This is a genomic window from Polaromonas sp. P1_H6, assembly GCF_056405195.1.
This window is the reverse complement of record NZ_JBFUCN010000022.1, coordinates 79,968-100,460: the sequence shown is the minus strand read 5'-3', so window position 1 is coordinate 100,460 and position 20,493 is coordinate 79,968. Positions and strand designations below refer to the sequence as shown.

The window sequence follows — 20,493 nt, the reverse complement described above, 5'->3', positions numbered from 1 at the left end:
AATGAGGTTTCAGGAAGATTTGGGGCCGCGGTTTGCCAGCAGCCTTTGCAGCAGGCAAAAAACAAACAGCAGCACACCGACGACAATGCGTGTCCACCAGGAACTGAGGGTGCCGTCAAAAGAGATCAGGGTCTGGATGATCCCGAGCATCAGCACCCCGAACAGGGTGCCGGCCACATATCCCACGCCGCCGCTGAGCAGCGTGCCGCCGATCACCACGGCGGCAATGGCGTCAAGCTCCATGCCGGTGGCGTGCAGGCCGTAGCCCGAGAGCATGTAGAAGGTGAAGACCACGCCGGCCAGCGCCGAGCAAAAACCCGAAAGCGTGTACACCCCCACCAGCGTGCGGCGCACCGGCAGGCCCATCAGCAAGGCCGACTGCTCGTTGCCGCCGACGGCATACACGGCGCGGCCGAAAGGCGTGCAGTGCGCGATGAACACCGCGGCGAACAGCACCGCCATGGCGATGACGGCGCTGACCGAAAGCGAGGCGTCCGCCCACAAGGGAATACGCAGCTGCGAGACTTCCGAATAAAACTCGTTGGTGATGCTGATGGAGTCCACGCTGATCAGGTAACACAGGCCGCGCGCGAGAAACATCCCGGCCAGCGTGACGATGAAGGGCTGCAGGCGAAAGCGCTCGATCAGAAACCCCATGAAGGCACCGAAAGCCGTTCCCATGAACAGCACCAGCGGAATCACCGCGGCCGGGCTCCAGCCGTGGTGCTCCACCAGCGCGGCCGACACCATGGTGGTCAGCGCAATCACGGAACCGACGGACAGGTCGATGCCGCCCGAGAGAATGACAAAGGTCATGCCCACGGCGATGATGACCAGGAAGGCGTTATCAATCAGCAGGTTGAGAAAGACCTGCGCCGAGAAAAAACCGCTATAAAGCACCGAGCCCAGGGTCGCCATGGCGATGAAGAGCGAGACGGTGGCCGCCAGCGGCAGGTATTTCGGATTGAAACGGGACACCGGCGCCGGCGCTGCCGGTGGCACGGGCGCGGCGGCCCCAACGGAATTGGCCAGCACCCGGCTCATGGCCGCATCCCCCGCGCGGCCGGCCGCCGCATCCAGATGCCGACCTCGGTCCGGAATTCAGGCGACTGCAACAACATCACGGCAAACACCACCACGGCCTTGACCACCAGGTTGATCTCGGGCGGCACGCCCAGCGAATAGATGGCGTAAGTCAGGGCCTGGATGATCAAGGCGCCGATCACGCTTCCGACCAGGCTGAAACGGCCGCCGGTGAGCGCCGTGCCGCCCAGCGTGACCGCCAGGATCGCGTCGAGTTCCAGCAGCTGGCCGGCGTTGTTGCCGTCGGCGCTTTTGACGTTGGAGCTGATCAGCAAGCCCGCGATGCCCGCGCACACACCGCAGAAGGCGTAGGCCGCAACCACCAGCCGCCGCGCCTGCACACCGGCGACGCGCGCCGCGGTCGGGTTGATGCCCACGGCCTGGATGAACAGGCCCAGAGCCGTACGCGTCACTGCCAGGTAAAGCAGGGCAAACACCACCGCCACGATAAACAGCGAGAAAGGCAGGCCCAGCAGGTAACCGCTGCCCAGGAAGAAAAATGGCGCGTAGTAGATGGTGATGATCTGCCCGCCGGTGATGAGCTGTGCGATGCCGCGGCCGGCTACCATGAGGATCAGCGTGGCAATGATGGGCTGCATGCCCACCCTGGCAACCAGCAGCCCGTTCCACAGCCCGCACAGCAGCGCGATGCCCAGCGCCGCGAGGATCGCCAGCGGCATGGGGAAGCGGCTCACGCTTCCCGCCACCGATCCGCCAATCATCCAGGCGGCTACCGCCGCCGCGATGGCGACCACGGCGCCCACGGAGATGTCGATGCCGCGGGTGGCGATCACCAGGGTCATGCCCAGCGACACCAGCACCAGCGGCGCGGCACGGTTGAGGATGTCGATCAGGCTGCCGTACAGATGGCCGTCACGCCACTCGATGTGCAGGAAACTGGCGTTAAACACCGTGTTCACGGCGAGCAGCAGGAACAGCGTGATGAGCGGCCAGGCCAGGCGGTGCCGAAGCAGCGCTGTCAGGGGGGAGTGGGAAGCGTCAGACATGTTCAGCCGCAATCAGCTCATAGACGGTGTCTTCGCTGCTGCCGGCGGGCAACTCACCCACCTTGCGGCGGTCCCGCAGCACCACGATGCGGTGCGCCACGCGCACCACCTCGCTCATTTCGGAAGAGATGAAAATCACGGCCATGCCGGCCTGGGCCAGGCGCAGGATCTGCTCCATGATTTCCTGCTTCGCGGCCACGTCGACGCCGCGCGTGGGTTCGTCCAGGATCAGCAGGCGCGGCTCGGTCGCGAGCCAGCGCGCGATCATGGCCTTTTGCTGGTTGCCGCCCGACAGCAGGCCGATGGGGGTGTCCACACTCGCGGTCTTGATGCCCATCGCCTGGACAAAGCGTTCGGCCAGTATGGTCTGGTCGGCACGCGACAAAAAACGGCGCATGCCCATGCGGGCCTGCAGCGCCAGCACGATGTTTTCCCGCACCGAGAGCTCGGCCACGATGCCATCGGTCTTGCGCTCCTCGGGACACAGGGCGAGGCCCTGCCGGATCGCGTCGACGGGGTTGGAAAAAGTGACCGGCCGGCCGTCGATGCTGAGCACGCCGCGGTCCGGTTTCTCCAGGCCGAACAGCAGGCGCGCCAGTTCCGTGCGGCCCGCGCCCAGCAGTCCGGCCAGGCCCACGACTTCGCCGGCGCGCACGCGCAGGTCCACGGCCTGCAACTGGCCGGCCTGGCCCAGGCCTTCGGCTTGCAGAAGCGCCGGCGCGGCATCATCAAATTCCGGGGACACGGCGGCGGCGGTGGATTGCGCGGCCAGTTCCCGGCCCAGCATGGCCGCGATCAGTGCCTGCGGCCCCAGTTCACTGGCACGCCACTCGCCGACCCAACTGCCGTTGCGCAGCACGGTGATGCGATCCGACACCGCATACACCTGGTTCAGGAAGTGGGTGACAAAAACAATGGCCAGCCCCTCGCCGCGCAGGCGTCGCAGCACTTCAAAGAGTTTTTGCACCTCGTCGTCGTCGAGGCTGGAGGTCGGCTCGTCGAGGATCAGCACTTTGGATTCAATGCCGATGGCGCGCGCGATGGCCACCAGTTGCTGCACGGCGACGGGGTAGCTGGACAAGAGGCGCGAGACGTCGATGTCCAGGCCCATGCGCGCGACCAGTTCACGCGCGCGGCGGTTCACGGTGGTCCAGTCGATGCGAAATCCCTGCGCAAGGCCATACCGCGGATAGCGGCCCGCGAAGATGTTTTCCGCCACCGAGAGGTTGGGGCAGAGGTTGACTTCCTGGTAGACCGTGCTGATGCCCAGCCGCTGCGCGGCCAGAGGAGAGTCCGGCCATACCGGTTTTCCATCCAGCTGCATCCGGCCGCCGCTGGCTTCCAGCACGCCGGTCAACACCTTGATGAGCGTGGACTTGCCGGCGCCGTTTTGCCCCATCAGGGCATGGATCTCCCCGGGATACAGGCGCAAGCGCACATCCTGCAAGGCCGGAATACCCGCGAACTGTTTATGGATGCCCGCAAGCTCCAGCACGGGGGCGGCGTCGGCCACGGTCATGGAGCGGCCTTCGCGCCACGCGCCGCGGTATTCGCCCTCAGAACGGCCGGGTGGTTCATGCCTTGTTCTTGTTGTAGACGTCGACAAACACGGCGGCCAGCAACACCACGCCCTTGATGACCTGCTGGTAGTCGATGCCTATGCCCAGGATGGACATGCCGTTGTTCATCACGCCCATCACAAACGCGCCGATCACCGCGCCCATGACCTTGCCCACACCGCCCGAGGCCGAGGCCCCGCCGATGAAACAGGCGGCGATGACGTCGAGCTCAAAGCCCAGGCCGGCCTTGGGCGTCGCGGTATTCAGGCGCGCGGCGAACACCAGGCCCGCCAGCGCCGCCAGCACGCCCATGTTCACGAAGGTGTAGAAGGCCAGGCGCTCGGTCTTGATGCCCGAAAGCTTGGCGGCCTTTTCGTTGCCGCCCAGCGCATAGACGCGCCGCCCGATGGTGGTGCGGCCCGTGATGAAGTGGAACAGGAAAATCAGCGCGGCCATCACGATCAGCACATTCGGCAGCCCCCTGTAGGACGCCAGCAGGTAACTGAAATAGATCAGGAGCGCCGAGAACATCGCCGTTTTGACGAAGAAAATGGCGGCGGGCTCGGCCTGGATGCCGTGCTTGAGCTGCTTGGCCCGCGCGCGTATGCCGGCCACGGCGAGCACGGCGGCCAGCGCCACGCCCAGCAGCAACGAGGTCATGCGCAGGCCGTCGGTGCTCAGCAGGTCGGGCATGAAACCCGAGCTGAGCATCTGGAATGAATCGGGGAAGGGGCCAACCGACTGGCCTTGCAGCAGCGCCAGCGCCAGCCCCTTGAACACCAGCATGCCGGCCAGCGTGACGATAAAAGAAGGGATGCGGAAGAAGGCGACAAACCAACCCTGAACCCCGCCTATCAACGCGCCGCAGAGCAGGCACACCAGCGAGGCCGGCACGAAATGCCAGCCGTACTCCACCATCAGCACGGCCGCCAGCGCGCCTATGAAGCCGCACACCGAGCCTACCGACAGGTCGATATGGCCCGCCACGATCACCATCAGCATGCCCAGCGCCATGATGACGATGTAGCTGTTCTGCAGGACCAGGTTGGTGAGGTTGAGGGGCTGCATGAGCGTCCCCTCGGTCATGTACTGGAAGAAGACCATGATGGCCACCAGCGTGATCAGCATGCCGTATTCGCGGAAGTTGTGCTTCAGGTAGTCGAGAGGCGATTTGTCGCTTGCAGCGGCGGCTTTTGCGGCAATCGAGGTGGTGTTGGAAGACTCGTTGTTCATTTCAGCTTGCTTTCATGATCGCGCGCATGATCTTTTCCTGGGAGGCCTGGGCCGTCGGCATCTCGGCGATGAAGCGGCCTTCGTTCATGACATAGATACGGTCTGTCATGCCCAGCAGCTCGGGCATTTCCGAGGAAATCATGATGATGCATTTCCCTTCGGCCGCCAGCTGGGCCATCAGGGTGTAAATCTCGTACTTGGCGCCCACGTCGATGCCGCGCGTGGGCTCGTCGAGGATGAGCACTTCGGGGCTGGTGAACAGCCATTTCCCGAGCACCACTTTTTGCTGGTTCCCACCCGAGAGATTGAGGACTTTCTGGCCGACGCTTGAGCACCGGATGCGGAGTTTTTCGCGGTAGCTTTGCGCGACCTGGTATTCGCGGCCGCTGTCGATGACGGCGGCGCTTGAGACGCCTTTGAGGTTGGCCAGCGAGACGTTGAACTGGATGTCTTCGTTCAGTACCAGTCCGTTGCCCTTGCGGTCTTCGGTCACATAGGCCAGGCCGTGGCGGACAGCTTTCTCCACGGTGCCCACATCGACGGGCTGGCCGTTCAGCAGGACCTGGCCGCTGATACGGCGCCCCCATGAACGGCCGAAGATGCTCATGGCGAGTTCCGTGCGCCCCGCGCCCATCAGCCCGGCGATGCCGACGATTTCACCGCGCCGCACCTGCAGGTTGACGCCCTTGATGAACTGCCTGTCGGTGTGCAGCGGGTGGTAGACGTTCCAGTCGCGCACTTCGAACACGGTTTCGCCGATGTGCGGCTCGCGCGGCGGGTAGCGGTCGGCCATCTCGCGGCCCACCATGCCACGGATCACGCGGTCTTCGCTGATGGGGTCGGCGGCGCGGCAGTCCAGCGTTTCCACGGTGCTGCCGTCGCGCAGGATGGTGATGGCGTCCGCCACGCGTGAAATTTCGTTGAGCTTGTGCGAAATGAGGATGCAGGTGATGCCCTGGCCCTTGAGCTCCAGCAGCAGGTCCAGCAGCGCCTGGCTGTCGCCTTCGTTGAGGCTGGCCGTGGGTTCGTCGAGGATGAGCAGCTTGACCTGCCGTGACAGGGCCTTGGCGATTTCCACCAGCTGCTGTTTGCCCACGCCGATGTCCGTGATCAGTGTGGCGGGCGACTCCTTGAGGCCGACCTTTTTCAGCAGGGCCTGCGTCTTGCTGTGCGCGGCCATCCAGTCGATCACGCCACGCTGCGCGGTCTCGTTGCCGAGGAAGATGTTCTCGGCAATGGACAGCAGCGGCACCAGCGCCAGCTCCTGGTGGATGATGATGACGCCCAGCTGTTCGCTGTCGTGGATACCGAGGAAACGGCGTTCCTGTCCTTCGTAAACAATGTCGCCGCTGTAAGAGCCGTGCGGGTAGACACCGGAAAGCACCTTCATCAAGGTCGACTTGCCGGCGCCGTTTTCACCGACGATGGCGTGGATCTCCCCGGCGCGCACGCGCAGGTTGACCTTGTTCAGCGCGACCACCCCGGGAAAGGTCTTGCGGATGTCGCGCATCTCGAGAATCGTTTCCAATGCCTGTCCTTTTGGTACAAAAATCGCTCCGAAGGTGATTGGCACCCATGGGCGTAAACAGTCCCGTGCCCCCAGGGCACGAGACCGTCGTGCTTTCAAGCTTCAAGCAGGGTTACTTGATTTGCGACTCTTTGTAGTAACCGCTGCCAATCAGAACCTGGTTCCAGTTGGAGGCATCCACAGCCACCGGCTTGAGCAGGTAGGAGGGCACCACCTTCACGCCGTTGTTATAGGTTTTGGTGTCGTTGATCTCGGGTTGTTTGCCGGACAGCGTGGCGTCCACCATGTTGGCCGTGACCTTGGCCAGCTCGCGCGTGTCCTTGAAGACGGTCGAGTACTGCTCGCCTTTCAGGATGGACTTCACCGAAGGAATTTCGGCGTCCTGCCCGCTGACCACCGGGCAAGGCTGCTGCGCTGAGCAGTAGCCGACGCCTTTGAGCGAGGACAGGATGCCGATGGACAGGCCGTCATAAGGCGACAGGACCGCGTGGACTTTTTCCTTGCCGTAGTAAGCCGACAGCAGGTTGTCCATGCGTGCCTGCGCGACCGCGCCGTCCCAGCGCAGCGTGCCGACCTTGTTCATGCCCATTTGCTTGCTGCGCACCACCAGCTTGCCGCTGTCGATGTAGGGCTTGAGCACGCTCATGGCGCCGTCGTAGAAGAAGAAGGCGTTGTTGTCGTCGGGTGAACCGCCGAAGAGTTCAATGTTGAAAGGACCCTTGCCTTGCTTCAGGCCCAGCTTGTCGACGATGGAAGTGGCTTGCAGCACGCCGACCTGGAAGTTGTCGAAGGTGGCGTAGTAATCCACGTTCTTCGAGCCCTTGATCAGTCGGTCATAGGCGATGACCTTGACACCCTTGTCGGCCGCGTTTTGCAGGGCCTTGGACAAGGTGGTGCCGTCGATGGAGGCGATCACCAGGACCTTCGCGCCCTTGGTGATCATGTTCTCGATCTGGGCAAGCTGGTTCGGGATGTCGTCGTCGGCGTATTGCAGGTCGGTCTTGTAGCCGCGCTCCTTGAGCACCTTGACCATGTTGTCGCCGTCGGCGATCCAGCGGGCCGAGGATTTGGTCGGCATCGAGATGCCGATGCTGCCCTTGTCCTGCGCGTAGGCAAGCGGCGCAATACCCATGGCGCCTAGAACCAGGCCGGCCAGCAATGTCTTCAGAAAAGTACGCTTCATGAAATTGTCTCCTAGAGTGTTATGAATGAATTTTTCAGTATCGGTGCGCTATTGCAGCGCACAAATCAGTATTTACGCTTGGGGAACTCTTTGGCTGCCACTTCCATCGGGAAAATCCCCTCTTCGGTAACGATACGTTTCTGCACCGGCTTGCCGGCCTTGATGTCCTTGACCGCGGCCATCAGTTGCGGACCCAGCAAGGGGCTGCATTCCACCGACACATTGAGCTTGCCGGCCATCATGGCCTCAAAAGCGCCCTTGACGGCGTCGATCGAGATGATGGTGATGTCCTTTGCCGGCTTCATGCCCGCCTCTTCAATCGCCTGGATCGCGCCTATGGCCATGTCGTCGTTGTGCGCGAAGAGCACATTGATCTTCTTGCCTTCGGCCTTGAGGAAGGCTTCCATGACTTCCTTGCCCTTGGCCCGGGTGAAGTCGCCGGTCTGCGAACGGATGATCTTGAACTTCGGGTCGGCCTTGATGATTTCTTCAAATCCCTTTTTGCGGTCGATGGCCGGTGCGGAGCCCACGGTTCCCTGCAGCTCGACGATGTTGACCTGGCCGCTGGTGCCTTTCATGTTTTCGACCAGCCAGCGGCCCGCCTTGCGGCCTTCCTCCACAAAGTCGGAACCCATGAACGAAACATACAAAGAGGTGTCCTTGACGTTGACGGAGCGGTCGGTCAGGACCACCGGAATCTTGGCGGCCTTTGCCTCGCGCAGCACGGTTTCCCAGCCCGACTCCACCACGGGCGAGAACGCGATCACGTCCACTTTTTGCGCAATGAAGGAACGGATCGCCTTGATCTGGTTCTCCTGTTTTTGCTGCGCATCGGAGAATTTGAGCTCGATGCCGGCGTCCTTGGCGGCCGATTTGATGGATTCGGTGTTAGCGGTGCGCCACTCGCTCTCCGCGCCCACCTGGCTGAATCCCAGCACGATGGGTTTTTGCGCCCAGGCCGAAGCCGGCAGCAAGCCGGCAAGAGGGGCGCACGCGAGCGCGGCGGCGAGGGTACGGCGATTGATCTTCATGTTGTCTCCTTTGGTTGAAATTGAACTGACAGCTCTCCCGTGATCTTCATACGGCTCAGGCCAGCACGTAGCCGGTCTTGACGGTGGTGTAAAACTCCGCGGCGTAACGGCCTTGCTCGCGCGGGCCGTAGCTGGATCCCTTGCGCCCGCCGAAGGGCACGTGAAAGTCGACACCCGCCGTGGGCAGGTTCACCATGGTCATGCCGACCTCGGCGTGGCGCTTGAAATGCATGGCGTGCTTGAGGGAGGTAGTGCAGATGCCCGCGCACAGGCCGAAAGGCGTGTCGTTGGCCAGGGCCAACGCGTGGTCAAAGTCATCGGCCTGCAGCACGCATGCCACGGGGCCGAAAATCTCTTCACGCGCAATGCGGTGCTCCGGCCGGGCCAGGAAAAGCGCCGGGTTCATGTAATGCCCCGGTGTCGGGCGTTCCAGCAGTTCGCCGCCCCAGACATGCTCGGCGCCCTCGTTGCGCCCTATCTCAAGATACGACTGGTTCAGCTCAAGCTGGCCCTGGTCAACCACGGGGCCCATTTCTATGCCTTGTTCCAGCGCGTGGCCCACCTTGAGCGCGGCGATGCGGTGGCGCAGCCGGGCAACGAAGGCGTCGTGCACGGGCGCCTCCACGATGAGGCGGCTGGACGCGGTGCAACGCTGGCCCGTCGAAAAATACGAACCCTGCACCGCGCAGTCGACGGCCCGGTCAAGATCGGCATCGGCCAGCACCACCAGCGGATTTTTGCCGCCCATTTCAAGTTGCACCTTGGCGCGGCGCGCGGCGGCGGACTGGAGAATGCGTTCGCCGGTCGACACCGAGCCTGTGAAGCTCAGCGCATGGACCAGGGGATGGTCGACCAGCGTTTGCCCGACTTCCCGGCCGCTGCCCATGACCAGGTTGAACACGCCCGCGGGCAAGCCGCAGCGGCTGATGATCTCGGCCAGCGCCCATCCGCAGGTGGCGACCAGCTCGGCCGGCTTGAAGACCACCGTGTTGCCATAGGCCAAAGCGGGGGCGATCTTCCAGGCCGGGATCGCCAGCGGGAAATTCCACGGCGCGATGATTCCCACCACGCCGACGGGTTCACGTGTCACGTCGACCTGGATGCCGGGCCGCACCGAAGTCATGGTCTCGCCCTGCACACGCAGCGCTTCTCCCGCGAAAAACTTGAAGATCTGGCCGGCCCGCGCCGCTTCGCCCACACCTTCGGGCAATGTTTTTCCTTCTTCCCGCGCCAGCAGCATGCCCAGCTCATCCTTGCGCGCCAGGATCTCGCTGCCTATCTGGTCGAGTACGTCGGCGCGGCGCTGCGGGGTGCTGTGGCTCCAATGCGGCAAGGCCTCGGACGCGGCCCGGATGGCGAGTTCGGTCTGGTTGCGGTCGGCACGCGCGTATTCGCTCACCACCTCCCGGGTATCCGAGGGGTTGGTGCTGGTGCCTGTTGTTGTGCCGGTTTCCCAGCGCCCGTTGATGTAATGCCGGGCGCTTTGCTGCAGCTCGCCGAATTTCATGAAAGCCTCGTTTTTTGTCACGCTGCAGTCTATGATTCATTTTGATATCGATCTAATCGTTTTTTTGACAAAATAGATATCGTTCTACGCATTCTGGAAAACCCGATGAGTACTTATAACCACTGGTTCATACGCGCGCGGCTCAAAACCCGGCAATTGCTGCTGCTGGTGGCGCTCGCCGAAGAAGGCAACATCCACCGCGCGGCGCAGGTCCTCAGCATGACGCAGCCGGCCGCGTCCAAGCTGCTCAAGGACCTGGAAGACGTCCTGGAGGTCCCGCTGTTCGAGCGCCTTCCGCGCGGCATGCGGCCGACCTGGTATGGCGAGACCATGATCCGCCACGCGCGCATGGCGCTGGCCAGCCTGAACCAGGCGCACGACGAGCTCACGGCGCTCAAAACCGGGCACTTCGGCCATGTGGGCATAGGCGCGATCACCTCGCCGGGGCTGGCCCTGCTGCCCTCCGCGGTCGCCGTGGTCAAACAGGAGCACCCGAGCCTGCGCATCTCCCTGGACATCGAAACCAGCCCGGTCCTGCTGGAGCGGCTGGAGCAGGGCAGGCTCGACATCCTGGTGGCACGCCTGTTCGCCGAGCACGACAAGACGAACCTGCGCTACGAGCCCCTGGTCGAAGAGCCGGTCTGCGCCATGGCAAGGCCGGGGCATCCCTTGCTGGGCGTGTCGGGCCTCACCCTGCGCGACGTGGTGGCGGCCGCCTGGATCGTGCCGCCCGCGGGCAGCGTGCTGCGGCACCGGTTCGAGCTGATGTTCCAGGAAGACGGGCTGGCGCCGCCGATCAACGTGGTCGAGTCCTCAGCGCTGCTTTTCATCACGCGCATGCTGCAGCAAAGCGACATGGTGGCCGTGGTCGCGGCCGACGTTGCGCGGTATTACGCCGCGCACGGCCTCGTCTCGGTGCTGCCGCTGGACATGCCCTGCCACATGGACGCCTTCGGCATCATCACCCGCACCGACCGGCTGCCTTCGCCCGCCGCCAAGGTCATGATGAAGGCCCTGAAAACGGCGAGCTTCACACTCTACGGGCGCAAGCTCGAAGCGGATTAGGGCACAAAGTCAGACCCAGCCGGCATCCACCTTGAACTCCTGCGCTGTGCACATGGCGGCGTCATCGGAGGCGAGGAACAGCACCATGCGGGCGATGTCGTGGGGCAGCAGTTTGTCGGGCAGGCACTGGTTGCGCTCGAGCTCCTTCTCGCCTTCGGCATTCAGCCAGAGCTCGATCTGCCGCTCGGTCATGACCCAGCCCGGCGAGACGGTGTTGATGCGGATGCGGTCGCGGCCCAGTGTTTTCGCCAGCCCGCGCGTCAGGCCGTTCACCGAAGACTTGGCGATGGCGTAGCACGGGTAGCCCGTGCCCTTGCCCTGCCAGCCGGTGGAACCCAGATTGATGATGGAGCCGGCGCCCAGCCGCTGCATGCCCGGCACCACCGACTGGATCGCAAAAAAAGCCGGCCGCTCGTTGATCGCGATGCGGTCGTCATAGTAGGCGGGGGTCACGGACTCCAGGCTGTGGCGGTCATCGCTGGCAACGTTGTTGACCAGCACCGAGAAATCGCCCAGTGCGCCCGCCGCCTCGGCGATGGCAGCCTGCAGCGCGCCCACGTCCCGCACGTCGCAAGCGCGCCACCACGGGCGGGTGTGCCCGGCATCCGCGAGTTGCTGCGCCAGCGCTTCGCTGGCCTCCTTGGCGACATCAATAAAGGCAACGCGCGCGCCCTGTTGCGCAAACGCGGTCACGATGGCTGCGCCTATGCCGCTTCCTCCGCCGGTGACAAACACCGAGCGCTGGTTCAGGCTGGGAAAAACGGACAGGGTGCCGGCGGCGGGAGCGGTGCGCACGGGAAGGGAGCTGGAAATGTTTGACATTGCAATTTATGTATCAATGAATTTATAAATAATAAGTTTTCAACATCACTATGCATTGATATTATCCATCGCGTCAAGAAAAAAGGCTGCGGTCTCAACGCCGGCCCGCAACAACAGGGGACATCAGTGACATCGATTCTGGACATGCCCACGACCCTGGCGGTGCCCGACAGGGCGCATTGCGTTCATCCGGCCGGGGCCCTGCTCGGTGAAGGCACGCTGTGGTCGCCGCGCGAGCAGTCCCTGTACTGGGTGGACATCCTTGGGCGCCGCCTGCACCGCTTCCGCCCGGCCACCGGTGCGCGCAGCAGCTGGTCTTTTGACGAGGAAATTTCCGCGCTGGCTGAACGGGCTTATGCGCCCGGCCTGATCGTGACCCTGCGGCGCGGCTTCGCGCTGTTCGACCCCGCGTCGGACACCGCGCCGACCTACCTGCACCAGCCCGAAGCCAACTTGCCGGGCAATCGCTTCAATGACGGCAAGTGTGATGCACAAGGCAGTTTCTGGGCGGGGACCATGGACTTTGATTGCGTGGCCCCGACCGGCGCGCTGTATCGCTACGACCCCGACGGCCGATGCACGCGCCATGATGAAGGTTTTGCGGTGACCAACGGCCCCACCTGGTCCATCGACGCGCGCACCCTGTATTTCAACGACACCGTCAACGGCCGCATCTATGCTTATGACTTCGATACCGGCGCCGGCAGCTTGTCGAACAAGCGTCTCTGGCTGGCTTTTGCGCCGGGTGACGGCGTGCCCGACGGCATGACCACCGATGCCGCGGGCCGCCTGTGGATTGCCCACTGGGGCGGCGCCTGCGTCAGTTGCCATGACCCGGTCACCGCGCAAGAGCTGTGCCGCGTGCCGCTGCCGACCAGCCATGTGACCAACTGCGCCTTTGGCGGGCCGGACATGCGCACGCTTTTTATCAGCACCGCCCGGACCGGGCTCACGCCGGAACAGCTCGCCGACCAGCCGCTGGCCGGCGGCCTGTTCGCGGTGGCCATGGAAAGCCCGGGCCTGCCCGCCGGTTTGTTCGGCGGCTGATGGCATGGACGACGGCACCATGGACTACCCCCAACCGTGAAAGATCGCCATGACTGATTCCGCGCATCCCGTTGCCTGGCTGCGCCACGCCGGCCAGCGCCTGGGGCTGCTGCCCTCGCTGGGCGGCAGCGTGGCAGCCTGGCAACTTGACCGTCCGCAAGGGCCGCTGGACCTCTGGCGGCCCTGGGACGGCAAGACAGAAGACCTCTACCAGACCGCTTCATTTGCCATGGTGCCGTGGTCCAACCGCATCAGTAGCGGCGGCTTCACGCACGCGGGGCGGTTTCACGCGATGCGGCCCAACCGAAAGGGGGAACCCTATCCCATCCATGGCGACGGCTGGCTGCAACCCTGGCAGCTTTCGCAGCCGGCCGCCGACACACTGGTGATGACGCTGGTGTCGTATGGCTTCGACGGCAACCCGTATGACTATGAAGCCGTGCAGACTTTCCGGCTGGTAGACGGCGGGCTGGACCAGCGGGTGCAGGTGCGCCACCTGGGCGTCACGCCGCTGCCCTACGGCCTGGGCGTCCATCCCTGGTTCCCCCGCACCCCACAAACGCGGATTAGCGCGCCCGTGCAAGGTGTTTGGCTCTGCGGCGACGATCCGCTGCCGATTGGGCACACGACGGACTTTCCGGCCGGCTGGAACCTGAATGAAGGCGCGCCGGCCAACGGCCCGCTCATCGACAACGGCTACACCGGCTGGGGCGGCGAAGCCCGCATCACCTGGCCTGAACTGGGCCTGCAGCTCACGGCCCGCATGCCGGACTTCGAGGAAGACGGCGGCGCGGCGCAGCACTTTTGCCTGGTCTACCGGCCGCCGCAAGGGCCTGCGTTTTGTTTTGAGCCGATCACGCAGCCCATCGATGCCTTCCACCTGCCGGGGCAACCCGGCCTGCGTGTGCTGGGGCCGGGGGAGCAGCTTTCGCTCAACATCCAGTGGCGTATCGAAGGCGCGGCCGCGCAGGGCTGAAGCGAGACAGGTTTAGACCGTGAGCAGGTTCTAAACCTGGCCTGTCAGGCGGCGGGCGGCTTCAAGTACCGGCTTGACATGGGTTTCGCTGTAACGATTGGCGGGCATGGTCAGCGTCACCGCACCCGCCAGTATGCCGTCGGCCCTGAACACCGGCGCTGAAATTCCGGCCACCTCGGCCAGCCGGTCGCCAACAGCCGTGTAGTAACCCTGTTCGCGGATCCTGGCGTAAAGCTGATGGTCTTTTCGCGCGGCGGCTCTTGCCCTGTCGGTGTCGAACGCGATCAGGATGCGGGCACCCGTACCGCGATCAGCGGGCAAAAGGTCACCGGCCCGGATGTGGTCGCGGATCGGCTGCGGCGAGTCCACGCGATACAGGCACAGGCGGGCCTCGCCCTGGCGCACGTGGTAGGCCGCGCTCTCGCCGGTGGCCGCGACCAGCTCGCGCAGCACCGGCAGCACCACGCGATCCAGCGAAAACGAGGCGGCGTACACCGCGTTGAGGCGCGCCACCTCATTGCCCAGCCCGTAGCTGCCGTCGTCCAGGCGCTGCACCAGGCGCGCGTGCTCAAGCGAGGCCAGCAGGCGCAGCACCGTGCTTTTGTACAGCTGCGTGCGGATCGCAAGTTCCGCCAGGCTCAGGGAGGTGTCGCCCGCGCGGAAAGCCGAAAGCAGGGTCAGGGCGCGGTCCACCGCGGCCGCGCCGCCGGGCGCCGCATGGCTGTCGGCGAGGGATTCGATCTGGGCTTTGCGGGGCATGGCCACCTTTCAAGGCTTGCGCGCCGCGCGGCTTGACAAGCCGGCGGTTAACGCGGAACATTTCACAAGAAAGAACTACATTCTATCTTACAGAACATTGAACATGAACACAAGCCCAGCCCACTTTACCCGCCCGGACGTGCTGGTCAGCGAAGTCGGCCCGCGCGACGGCCTGCAGTCGGTCAAAACCGTCATGCCGACGGACGACAAACTTCGCTGGATCACAGCCCTTTACGACGCCGGCCTGCGCGAAATCGAGGTCGCATCGTTCGTGCCGGCCAGATTGCTGCCGCAGATGGCCGACGCGGCCGAGGTGGTGCGGCACGCCCTCACCTTGCCGGGCCTCACGGTCATGGCGCTGGTGCCCAACCTTCGCGGCGCGCAGGCGGCTCTGGCGGCCGGCGTGCACAAGCTGACGCTGCCGGTGTCGGCCAGCGCCGCGCATTCGCTGGCCAATGTGCGAAAGACGCGCGAAGAGATGGTCGAGGAAGTGCGCGCCATTGCGGCGCTGCGCCGCGACACCGCGCCCCAGGTGAAAGTCGAGGCCGGCATTTCCACCGCCTTCGGCTGCACCTTGCAGGGCGAAGTCGCGGAGGATGACGTGATCCGCCTGGCCGCGCAGTGCATTGCCGCGGGCGCCGACGAATCAGGCCTGTCGGACACCACGGGTTATGCCAACCCGGCGCAGGTCAGGCGCCTCTTCAGGCGGCTGCGCGCCGAGATCGGCGAACACGCCGGCGCGGCGCATCTGCACAACACGCGCGGCCTGGGCCTGGCCAACTGCCTGGCCGCCTACGAAGAAGGCGTGCGCACCTTCGATGCCTCGCTGGGCGGCCTGGGCGGCTGCCCCTATGCGCCGGGCGCGTCGGGCAACGTGGTCACCGAAGACCTGGTCTTCATGTTCGAGGCCATGGGTGTTTCGACCGGCGTGGACCTGGGCCGGCTGATGGCCGCGCGTGAGCCGCTGCGGGCCGGGCTGCCGGGCGAGGCGATTTACGGCATGACGCCCGAGGCGGGTTTGCCCAAAGGTTTTGTACAGGGAGGTACGCATGCCTGAAGCCGATTCCACAGCCAGGCCACTGCCCTATGCGGGCCTGCGCGTCGTCGAGTTCACCCACATGGTCATGGGGCCGACCTGCGGCATGCTGCTGGCCGACCTGGGCGCGGAGGTCATCAAGGTCGAGCCGATTACCGGGGACAACACCCGCAAGCTGATCGGTTCGGGCGCGGGGTTTTTCCCCATGTTCAATCGCAACAAAAAAAGCATCGCCGTCGACCTCCAAAAACCCGAGGGTCGCGAGCTGGTGCTCAAGCTCATCGCCACGGCCGACGTGGTCAGCGAAAACTTCAAGCCCGGCACCATGAAGAAGCTGGGCCTGGACTACGCCAGCCTGTCGCAGCTCAACGAGCGCTTGATTTACGTGAGCCACAAGGGTTTCCTGCCCGGCCCTTACGACCACCGCACGGCACTCGACGAAGTCGTGCAGATGATGGGCGGCCTGGCCCATATGACGGGCCGCGCCGGCGACCCGCTGCGCGCCGGCAGCAGCGTCAACGACATCATGGGCGGCATGTTCGGGGCCATAGGCGCCATGGCCGCGCTAGCCGCGCGCGAGAAAACGGGGAAGGGCCAGGAAGTGCAGTCCGCGCTGTTTGAAAACAACGTTTTCCTGGTGGCACAGCACATGATGCAGTTCGCCGTGACCGGCCAGCCTGCCGCGCCCATGCCCAGCCGCATTTCGGCCTGGGCGGTTTACGACGTCTTCACGGTCCGGGACGGCGAGCAGATTTTCCTGGCCATCGTGAGCGACACGCAGTGGGCGGTTTTCTGCGAAGCCTTCGGCCTGCAGGAGCTACGCGCCGACCCGCGGCTGCACAGCAACAACGACCGCGTGCGCGCGCGCGACTGGCTGATGCCGCTGCTGCGCTCGCACCTGGCCGGGCACAGCGCCGCCGAACTGGGTGCCGTGTTTGAAATGCATGCGCTGCCCTTCGCGCCCATCACCCGGCCGCAAGACCTGTTCGAGGATCCGCACCTCAAGGCCACCGGCGGGCTGGCGCCCATCACCCTGTGCGACGGCGAGCGCGCGGGACAGGTGACGTCCACCGTGCTGCTGCCGCTCACGCTGGGCGGCGAGCGGCCCGGCGTGCGCATGAACCCGCCCCGGCTCGGTGAGCACACGCAGGAACTGCTGCGGGAACTCGGTTATGCCGAAGAGGCCATCGCGGCCTTCCAGGCTGCGGGAATTACGCGCTGAGCATTACGACGACACAACACCAACGGAGACAAGCATGAAGCAGAACCTGAAACACCTTTTGATCGCGGCGGGCCTGGGCCTGGGCCAACTCACAGGCTGGGCACAAAGCGCATGGCCGGAAAAGCCGGTGCGCATCATCGTGCCCTATGCGCCCGGCGGCACCACCGACTACGCGGCACGGCAAATCGCGCAAAAACTCACCGAGCAGACCAGGCAATCGTTTTACGTCGAGAACAAGGCTGGTGCCAGCGGCACCATAGGCACGGACCTGGTGGCCAAGGCCGCGCCCGACGGCTACACCCTGCTGACCAACGACACCACCTACGCCATGCTGCCCTCGCTGTTCAGCAAGCTGCCCTGGGACCATGCCAACGGCCTGGTGCCGGTGACAACCATCGCACAGACACCCGTGGTGCTGGTGGTGGGGGTCAACTCGCCCTACAAGACGCTGGCCGAGCTGCTGGCTTTCGCGCAGAAAAATCCGGGCAAGCTCAATTTCGGCTCGGGCGGCCCCGGCAGCTCCACTCACCTGTCGGCAGAACTGCTGAAGAAGGAAGGAAAATTCTTCATGACGCACATTCCTTACAAGGGTGCCGGCGAGGCCATGCTGGGCGTGGTGTCGGGCCAGGTCGATGTGCTGGTGACCGCCAGCCCCACGGCGATCCCGCAGGTCAAGGGCGGCAAGCTGCGCGCGCTGGCCATCACCGGCGACAAGCGCCTGCCCAGCCTGCCCGACGTGCCCACCTTCAAGGAAGCGGGCCTGCGCGGCTACACGGTCACCAATTGGTTCGGCCTGGTGGCGCCCAAGGGCACGCCGCCCGAAGTGGTCAACAAGCTGCAGGCGGAAGTCAAAAAAGCGCTGGCCGATCCGGCCCTGCGCGAGCGCCTGACACAGCAGGGCGCGCAGCCCGGCGGCATCTCGCCGGCCGACTTTGCCGGCTTCATCAAGCAGGAAACCATGATCTGGGGCGCGGTGGCCAGGCTGGCCGGCGTGAAACCCGAGTAAGAGTCGCAACATGTGGAACCTCTCGTTCACGCCGCCGCAAATCATTGAAGCCCGGGTGCTGACCCGCCTGCCGGACAGCATGCGCCAGCCCCGGCCCACGGCCTGGGTGGATGCCAACAAACCCGGCCACGTCATGGACAGCTTCCTCGAAGGCCCGGCCTTCGACCGCGCCGGCAACCTTTACCTCACCGACATTCCTTACGGCCGCATCTTCCGCGTCAGCCCCGACCTGCAATGGACACAGGTCGCGCAGTACGAGGGCTGGCCCAACGGCCTGGCCGTGCACAAGGATGGCAGTGTCTGGATCGCCGACTACCAGCGCGGCATCCTCAAGCTGGACCCGGCCTCGGGGCGTGTGGACACGCTGCTGGGCCACCGCAACAGTGAAGCCTTCAAGGGCGTGAACGACCTCACCTTCGACGCCGAGGGCCAGTGCTATTTCACCGACCAGGGGCAGACCGGCCTGCACGACGCCACGGGCCGCGTCTACCGGCTGCGCGAAAACGGCCAGCTCGACCTGCTGCTTGGCAATGCGCCCAGCCCCAACGGCATCGCGCTGAGCGCCGACGGCAAGGTGTTGTTCGTCGCCGTGACGCGCGGCAATGCGGTGTGGCGAGCGCCGCTGTTGCCCGACGGCTCCATTTCCAAGATGGGCGCCTTCCAGACCTTCTTCGGCGCCAGCGGCCCCGATGGCATGGCGATGGACGTGGAGGGCCGGTTGGTCGTCGCGCATGCCAGCCTGGGCGGCGCTTTTGTGCTCAATGCGCGCGGCGAGCTGACCCATTTCGTACGCAGCCCCGTGGGCGCGACCATTACCAATGTCGCCTTCCGGCCGGGCACGCGCGAGCTGCTCATGACCGAATCGCAGACCGGTAGCGTGCTGATGGCGGAGCTGCCCGCGCAAGGCCAAGCCTTGTATTCGCACGGCGCATCAAAATAGGCGACGGAATAAGCAGGGATTCTCTGTTGATTACTGACATTCATGCGCATAATGAACATGCATGGACAAACTCAAGCAGCTGGAATCCTTTGTCTCGGTGGTGGCGCGCGGCAGCCTGACGGCGGCAGCCAAATCCGAGGGCGTGGCGCCCGCCATCATGGGCCGCCGGCTGGACGCGCTGGAAGAACGCCTGGGCGTGAAGCTGCTGGTGCGCACCACGCGGCGCATCGCACTCACGCATGAGGGCAGCGCCTTCCTCGAGGATTGCCAGCGCCTGCTGGCCGACCTGGCCAACGCCGAAGCCAGCGTGTCGGCCGGCGGCGTCAAGGCCAGCGGCCATTTGCGCGTCACGGCGCCGGCGGGGTTCGGGCGGCGCCACGTCGCGCCGCTGGTGACCCGCTTCCGCGAGCAGCATGCCGACGTCACCATCTCGCTGAACCTCAGCGACCGCGTGGTGGACCTGGCGGGTGAGGGCTTTGACTGCGCGGTGCGCGTGGGCGACCTGCCCGACTCCTCATTGGTCAGCGTGCGCATGGCCGACAACCGGCGTCTGTGCGTGGCCACGCCGCGCTACCTGAAAACTCACGGCACGCCGCAACACCCCAGCGAACTGGCGCGCTTTGACTGCCTCACGCTGTCCAGCGACGCCTCGCAGACACGGGGCTGGGCCTTCCAGGTGGGCGGCGAGCTGGTGCACCTCAAACCGGGCGGGCCGCTCGATTGCTCCGACGGCCAGGTCCTGCACGACTGGTGCCTGGCCGACTGCGGCATCGCCTGGCGCAGCACCTGGGAGGTCGAATCGGAAATCGCCGCCGGCCGGCTGACGGCGGTGCTGGAAGACTTCGCCGCGCCGCCCAACGGCATTTACGCGGTGTTCCCGCAGCGCAAACATTTGCCGCTGCGGGTGCGCCTGTGGGTAGACTTCCTGAAGCACCACTACAGCCAGGCGGAGTTCTGGCGCACCCCGGCAGCCCCCGTTGCCCCCAAAGCCTGACCATCCCAAACCCACGAGACTGAAAAAGGATCTTCCGATGACTCTCGAATCCCTGTTGGCCTATGCCCACCTGCTGGCCATCCTCACCATGGTGGTTTTTCTCGCGAGCGAAGCGGCGCTGTGCCGCGTCGAATGGCTGAACGCAGCCGTGGTCGAGCGGCTCGGCAAGATCGACATGGTGTACGGCATCTCAGCGGGCCTGGTCCTGCTGACCGGCCTGGCGCGCGTGTTCCTGGGCAGCAAGGGCGCGGCCTGGTATGCCCACAACCCCCTGCTCTATTTGAAGCTGGCGATGTTCCTGGTGATAGGCCTGGTCTCGATCAAGCCGACCCTGATGTTTGTGCGCTGGCGGCGCGCCCTGCGCGCCAGCGGCGCCCTGCCCGACGCGCCGGAGATCAAGAAAGCGCGCCGGCTGGTGATGGTGCAGGCGCACATCCTGCCGTTTATTCCGCTGGCGGCGGTGTTCCTGGCACGGGGGTTTGGCTAGGAGCCTGG

19 protein-coding genes are annotated in these 20,493 nt (G+C 64.8%); 9 read left to right on the top strand and 10 right to left on the bottom strand.

Translation table 11 applies throughout. The features are described from left to right. Positions 1-9: 9 nt before the first annotated feature. The 8 genes from yjfF to AC1D1F_RS18640 all read right to left on the bottom strand — a co-directional run bounded on the left by yjfF (position 10) and on the right by AC1D1F_RS18640 (position 10,131). Positions 10-1,044 (bottom strand): galactofuranose ABC transporter, permease protein YjfF, encoded by a 1,035-nt coding sequence (gene yjfF, locus AC1D1F_RS18675; RefSeq protein ID WP_477677639.1) that lies wholly within the window; start codon positions 1,042-1,044, stop codon positions 10-12. Then, complete coding sequence (locus AC1D1F_RS18670; protein WP_477677638.1) at positions 1,041-2,090, bottom strand: ABC transporter permease; 1,050 nt, start codon at positions 2,088-2,090, stop codon at positions 1,041-1,043. The genes yjfF and AC1D1F_RS18670 overlap by 4 nt, the downstream gene beginning before the upstream one ends. Continuing rightward, complete coding sequence (locus AC1D1F_RS18665; protein ID WP_477677637.1) at positions 2,083-3,609, bottom strand: sugar ABC transporter ATP-binding protein; 1,527 nt, start codon at positions 3,607-3,609, stop codon at positions 2,083-2,085. Before AC1D1F_RS18665 ends, AC1D1F_RS18670 begins: the two co-directional genes overlap by 8 nt. Before the next feature lie 55 nt (positions 3,610-3,664). After that, positions 3,665-4,882, bottom strand: coding sequence for a multiple monosaccharide ABC transporter permease (mmsB, locus tag AC1D1F_RS18660; protein WP_477696196.1), 1,218 nt, complete (start codon positions 4,880-4,882; stop codon positions 3,665-3,667). A gap of 1 nt (position 4,883) precedes the next feature. Continuing rightward, positions 4,884-6,392, bottom strand: coding sequence for a multiple monosaccharide ABC transporter ATP-binding protein (gene mmsA / locus AC1D1F_RS18655; protein WP_477696205.1), 1,509 nt, complete (start codon positions 6,390-6,392; stop codon positions 4,884-4,886). A gap of 130 nt (positions 6,393-6,522) precedes the next feature. Continuing rightward, positions 6,523-7,593, bottom strand: coding sequence for a multiple monosaccharide ABC transporter substrate-binding protein (gene chvE, locus AC1D1F_RS18650; RefSeq protein WP_477677635.1), 1,071 nt, complete (start codon positions 7,591-7,593; stop codon positions 6,523-6,525). 65 nt (positions 7,594-7,658) lie between these two features. Beyond that, positions 7,659-8,624, bottom strand: coding sequence for an ABC transporter substrate-binding protein (locus AC1D1F_RS18645; protein WP_477696195.1), 966 nt, complete (start codon positions 8,622-8,624; stop codon positions 7,659-7,661). A 55-nt stretch (positions 8,625-8,679) separates the two neighbouring features. Then, complete coding sequence (locus tag AC1D1F_RS18640; RefSeq protein WP_477696194.1) at positions 8,680-10,131, bottom strand: aldehyde dehydrogenase family protein; 1,452 nt, start codon at positions 10,129-10,131, stop codon at positions 8,680-8,682. A 105-nt stretch (positions 10,132-10,236) separates the two neighbouring features. Here AC1D1F_RS18640 and AC1D1F_RS18635 point away from each other — a divergent pair, with 105 nt between their 5' ends. After that, positions 10,237-11,196: a LysR family transcriptional regulator gene (locus tag AC1D1F_RS18635; RefSeq protein ID WP_477653917.1), complete on the top strand. Its 960-nt coding sequence runs from the start codon at positions 10,237-10,239 to the stop codon at positions 11,194-11,196. 9 nt (positions 11,197-11,205) lie between these two features. Here the strand turns inward: AC1D1F_RS18635 and AC1D1F_RS18630 are convergent, their stop codons facing one another. Then, on the bottom strand, positions 11,206-12,018 hold the full coding sequence (locus AC1D1F_RS18630; protein WP_477674934.1) for an SDR family NAD(P)-dependent oxidoreductase: 813 nt from the start codon (positions 12,016-12,018) through the stop codon (positions 11,206-11,208). Positions 12,019-12,162: 144 nt separating this feature from the next. Between AC1D1F_RS18630 and AC1D1F_RS18625 the strand changes: the two genes are divergently transcribed. Then, positions 12,163-13,065, top strand: a complete 903-nt coding sequence (locus AC1D1F_RS18625) for an SMP-30/gluconolactonase/LRE family protein (RefSeq protein ID WP_477674935.1) — start codon at positions 12,163-12,165, stop codon at positions 13,063-13,065. A 49-nt stretch (positions 13,066-13,114) separates the two neighbouring features. Next, a complete protein-coding gene (locus tag AC1D1F_RS18620) occupies positions 13,115-14,041 on the top strand; it encodes an aldose 1-epimerase (RefSeq protein ID WP_477674933.1) in 927 nt (308 codons plus the stop codon). Positions 14,042-14,071: 30 nt separating this feature from the next. Here AC1D1F_RS18620 and AC1D1F_RS18615 read toward each other — a convergent pair whose 3' ends face one another. Continuing rightward, positions 14,072-14,800, bottom strand: a complete 729-nt coding sequence (locus AC1D1F_RS18615) for an IclR family transcriptional regulator (protein WP_477674932.1) — start codon at positions 14,798-14,800, stop codon at positions 14,072-14,074. Between the two features lie 103 nt (positions 14,801-14,903). Between AC1D1F_RS18615 and AC1D1F_RS18610 the strand changes: the two genes are divergently transcribed. The 6 genes from AC1D1F_RS18610 to AC1D1F_RS18585 all read left to right on the top strand — a co-directional run bounded on the left by AC1D1F_RS18610 (position 14,904) and on the right by AC1D1F_RS18585 (position 20,485). After that, entirely contained in the window at positions 14,904-15,857 is a 954-nt protein-coding gene (locus AC1D1F_RS18610; RefSeq protein WP_477674931.1) for a hydroxymethylglutaryl-CoA lyase, read from the top strand. After that, positions 15,850-17,058: a CaiB/BaiF CoA transferase family protein gene (locus tag AC1D1F_RS18605; protein WP_477674930.1), complete on the top strand. Its 1,209-nt coding sequence runs from the start codon at positions 15,850-15,852 to the stop codon at positions 17,056-17,058. The genes AC1D1F_RS18610 and AC1D1F_RS18605 overlap by 8 nt, the downstream gene beginning before the upstream one ends. 34 nt (positions 17,059-17,092) lie before the next feature. Further along, positions 17,093-18,064 carry a Bug family tripartite tricarboxylate transporter substrate binding protein gene (locus AC1D1F_RS18600; protein WP_477674929.1) on the top strand — a complete coding sequence of 324 codons (972 nt, stop codon included), beginning with the start codon at positions 17,093-17,095 and terminating at the stop codon, positions 18,062-18,064. A 10-nt stretch (positions 18,065-18,074) separates the two neighbouring features. After that, positions 18,075-19,004, top strand: a complete 930-nt coding sequence (locus AC1D1F_RS18595) for an SMP-30/gluconolactonase/LRE family protein (protein ID WP_477674928.1) — start codon at positions 18,075-18,077, stop codon at positions 19,002-19,004. A gap of 61 nt (positions 19,005-19,065) precedes the next feature. Then, entirely contained in the window at positions 19,066-19,998 is a 933-nt protein-coding gene (locus AC1D1F_RS18590; RefSeq protein ID WP_477674927.1) for a LysR family transcriptional regulator, read from the top strand. A gap of 37 nt (positions 19,999-20,035) precedes the next feature. Next, positions 20,036-20,485: a DUF2214 family protein gene (locus AC1D1F_RS18585; RefSeq protein WP_477683573.1), complete on the top strand. Its 450-nt coding sequence runs from the start codon at positions 20,036-20,038 to the stop codon at positions 20,483-20,485. Positions 20,486-20,493 lie beyond the last annotated feature (8 nt).

Coding starts and splice junctions, on each gene's coding strand:
- AC1D1F_RS18640 (WP_477696194.1), bottom strand. CDS start 10,131: ATGAAATTCGGCGAGCTGCAGCAAAGCGCCCGGCATTACATCAACGGG.
- AC1D1F_RS18665 (WP_477677637.1), bottom strand. CDS start 3,609: ATGACCGTGGCCGACGCCGCCCCCGTGCTGGAGCTTGCGGGCATCCAT.
- AC1D1F_RS18610 (WP_477674931.1), top strand. CDS start 14,904: ATGAACACAAGCCCAGCCCACTTTACCCGCCCGGACGTGCTGGTCAGC.
- AC1D1F_RS18630 (WP_477674934.1), bottom strand. CDS start 12,018: ATGTCAAACATTTCCAGCTCCCTTCCCGTGCGCACCGCTCCCGCCGCC.
- yjfF (WP_477677639.1), bottom strand. CDS start 1,044: ATGAGCCGGGTGCTGGCCAATTCCGTTGGGGCCGCCGCGCCCGTGCCA.
- AC1D1F_RS18635 (WP_477653917.1), top strand. CDS start 10,237: ATGAGTACTTATAACCACTGGTTCATACGCGCGCGGCTCAAAACCCGG.
- AC1D1F_RS18590 (WP_477674927.1), top strand. CDS start 19,066: ATGGACAAACTCAAGCAGCTGGAATCCTTTGTCTCGGTGGTGGCGCGC.
- AC1D1F_RS18615 (WP_477674932.1), bottom strand. CDS start 14,800: ATGCCCCGCAAAGCCCAGATCGAATCCCTCGCCGACAGCCATGCGGCG.
- AC1D1F_RS18620 (WP_477674933.1), top strand. CDS start 13,115: ATGACTGATTCCGCGCATCCCGTTGCCTGGCTGCGCCACGCCGGCCAG.
- AC1D1F_RS18595 (WP_477674928.1), top strand. CDS start 18,075: ATGTGGAACCTCTCGTTCACGCCGCCGCAAATCATTGAAGCCCGGGTG.
- AC1D1F_RS18645 (WP_477696195.1), bottom strand. CDS start 8,624: ATGAAGATCAATCGCCGTACCCTCGCCGCCGCGCTCGCGTGCGCCCCT.
- AC1D1F_RS18605 (WP_477674930.1), top strand. CDS start 15,850: ATGCCTGAAGCCGATTCCACAGCCAGGCCACTGCCCTATGCGGGCCTG.
- AC1D1F_RS18585 (WP_477683573.1), top strand. CDS start 20,036: ATGACTCTCGAATCCCTGTTGGCCTATGCCCACCTGCTGGCCATCCTC.
- AC1D1F_RS18625 (WP_477674935.1), top strand. CDS start 12,163: ATGCCCACGACCCTGGCGGTGCCCGACAGGGCGCATTGCGTTCATCCG.
- AC1D1F_RS18600 (WP_477674929.1), top strand. CDS start 17,093: ATGAAGCAGAACCTGAAACACCTTTTGATCGCGGCGGGCCTGGGCCTG.
- mmsB (WP_477696196.1), bottom strand. CDS start 4,882: ATGAACAACGAGTCTTCCAACACCACCTCGATTGCCGCAAAAGCCGCC.
- chvE (WP_477677635.1), bottom strand. CDS start 7,593: ATGAAGCGTACTTTTCTGAAGACATTGCTGGCCGGCCTGGTTCTAGGC.
- mmsA (WP_477696205.1), bottom strand. CDS start 6,392: ATGCGCGACATCCGCAAGACCTTTCCCGGGGTGGTCGCGCTGAACAAG.
- AC1D1F_RS18670 (WP_477677638.1), bottom strand. CDS start 2,090: ATGTCTGACGCTTCCCACTCCCCCCTGACAGCGCTGCTTCGGCACCGC.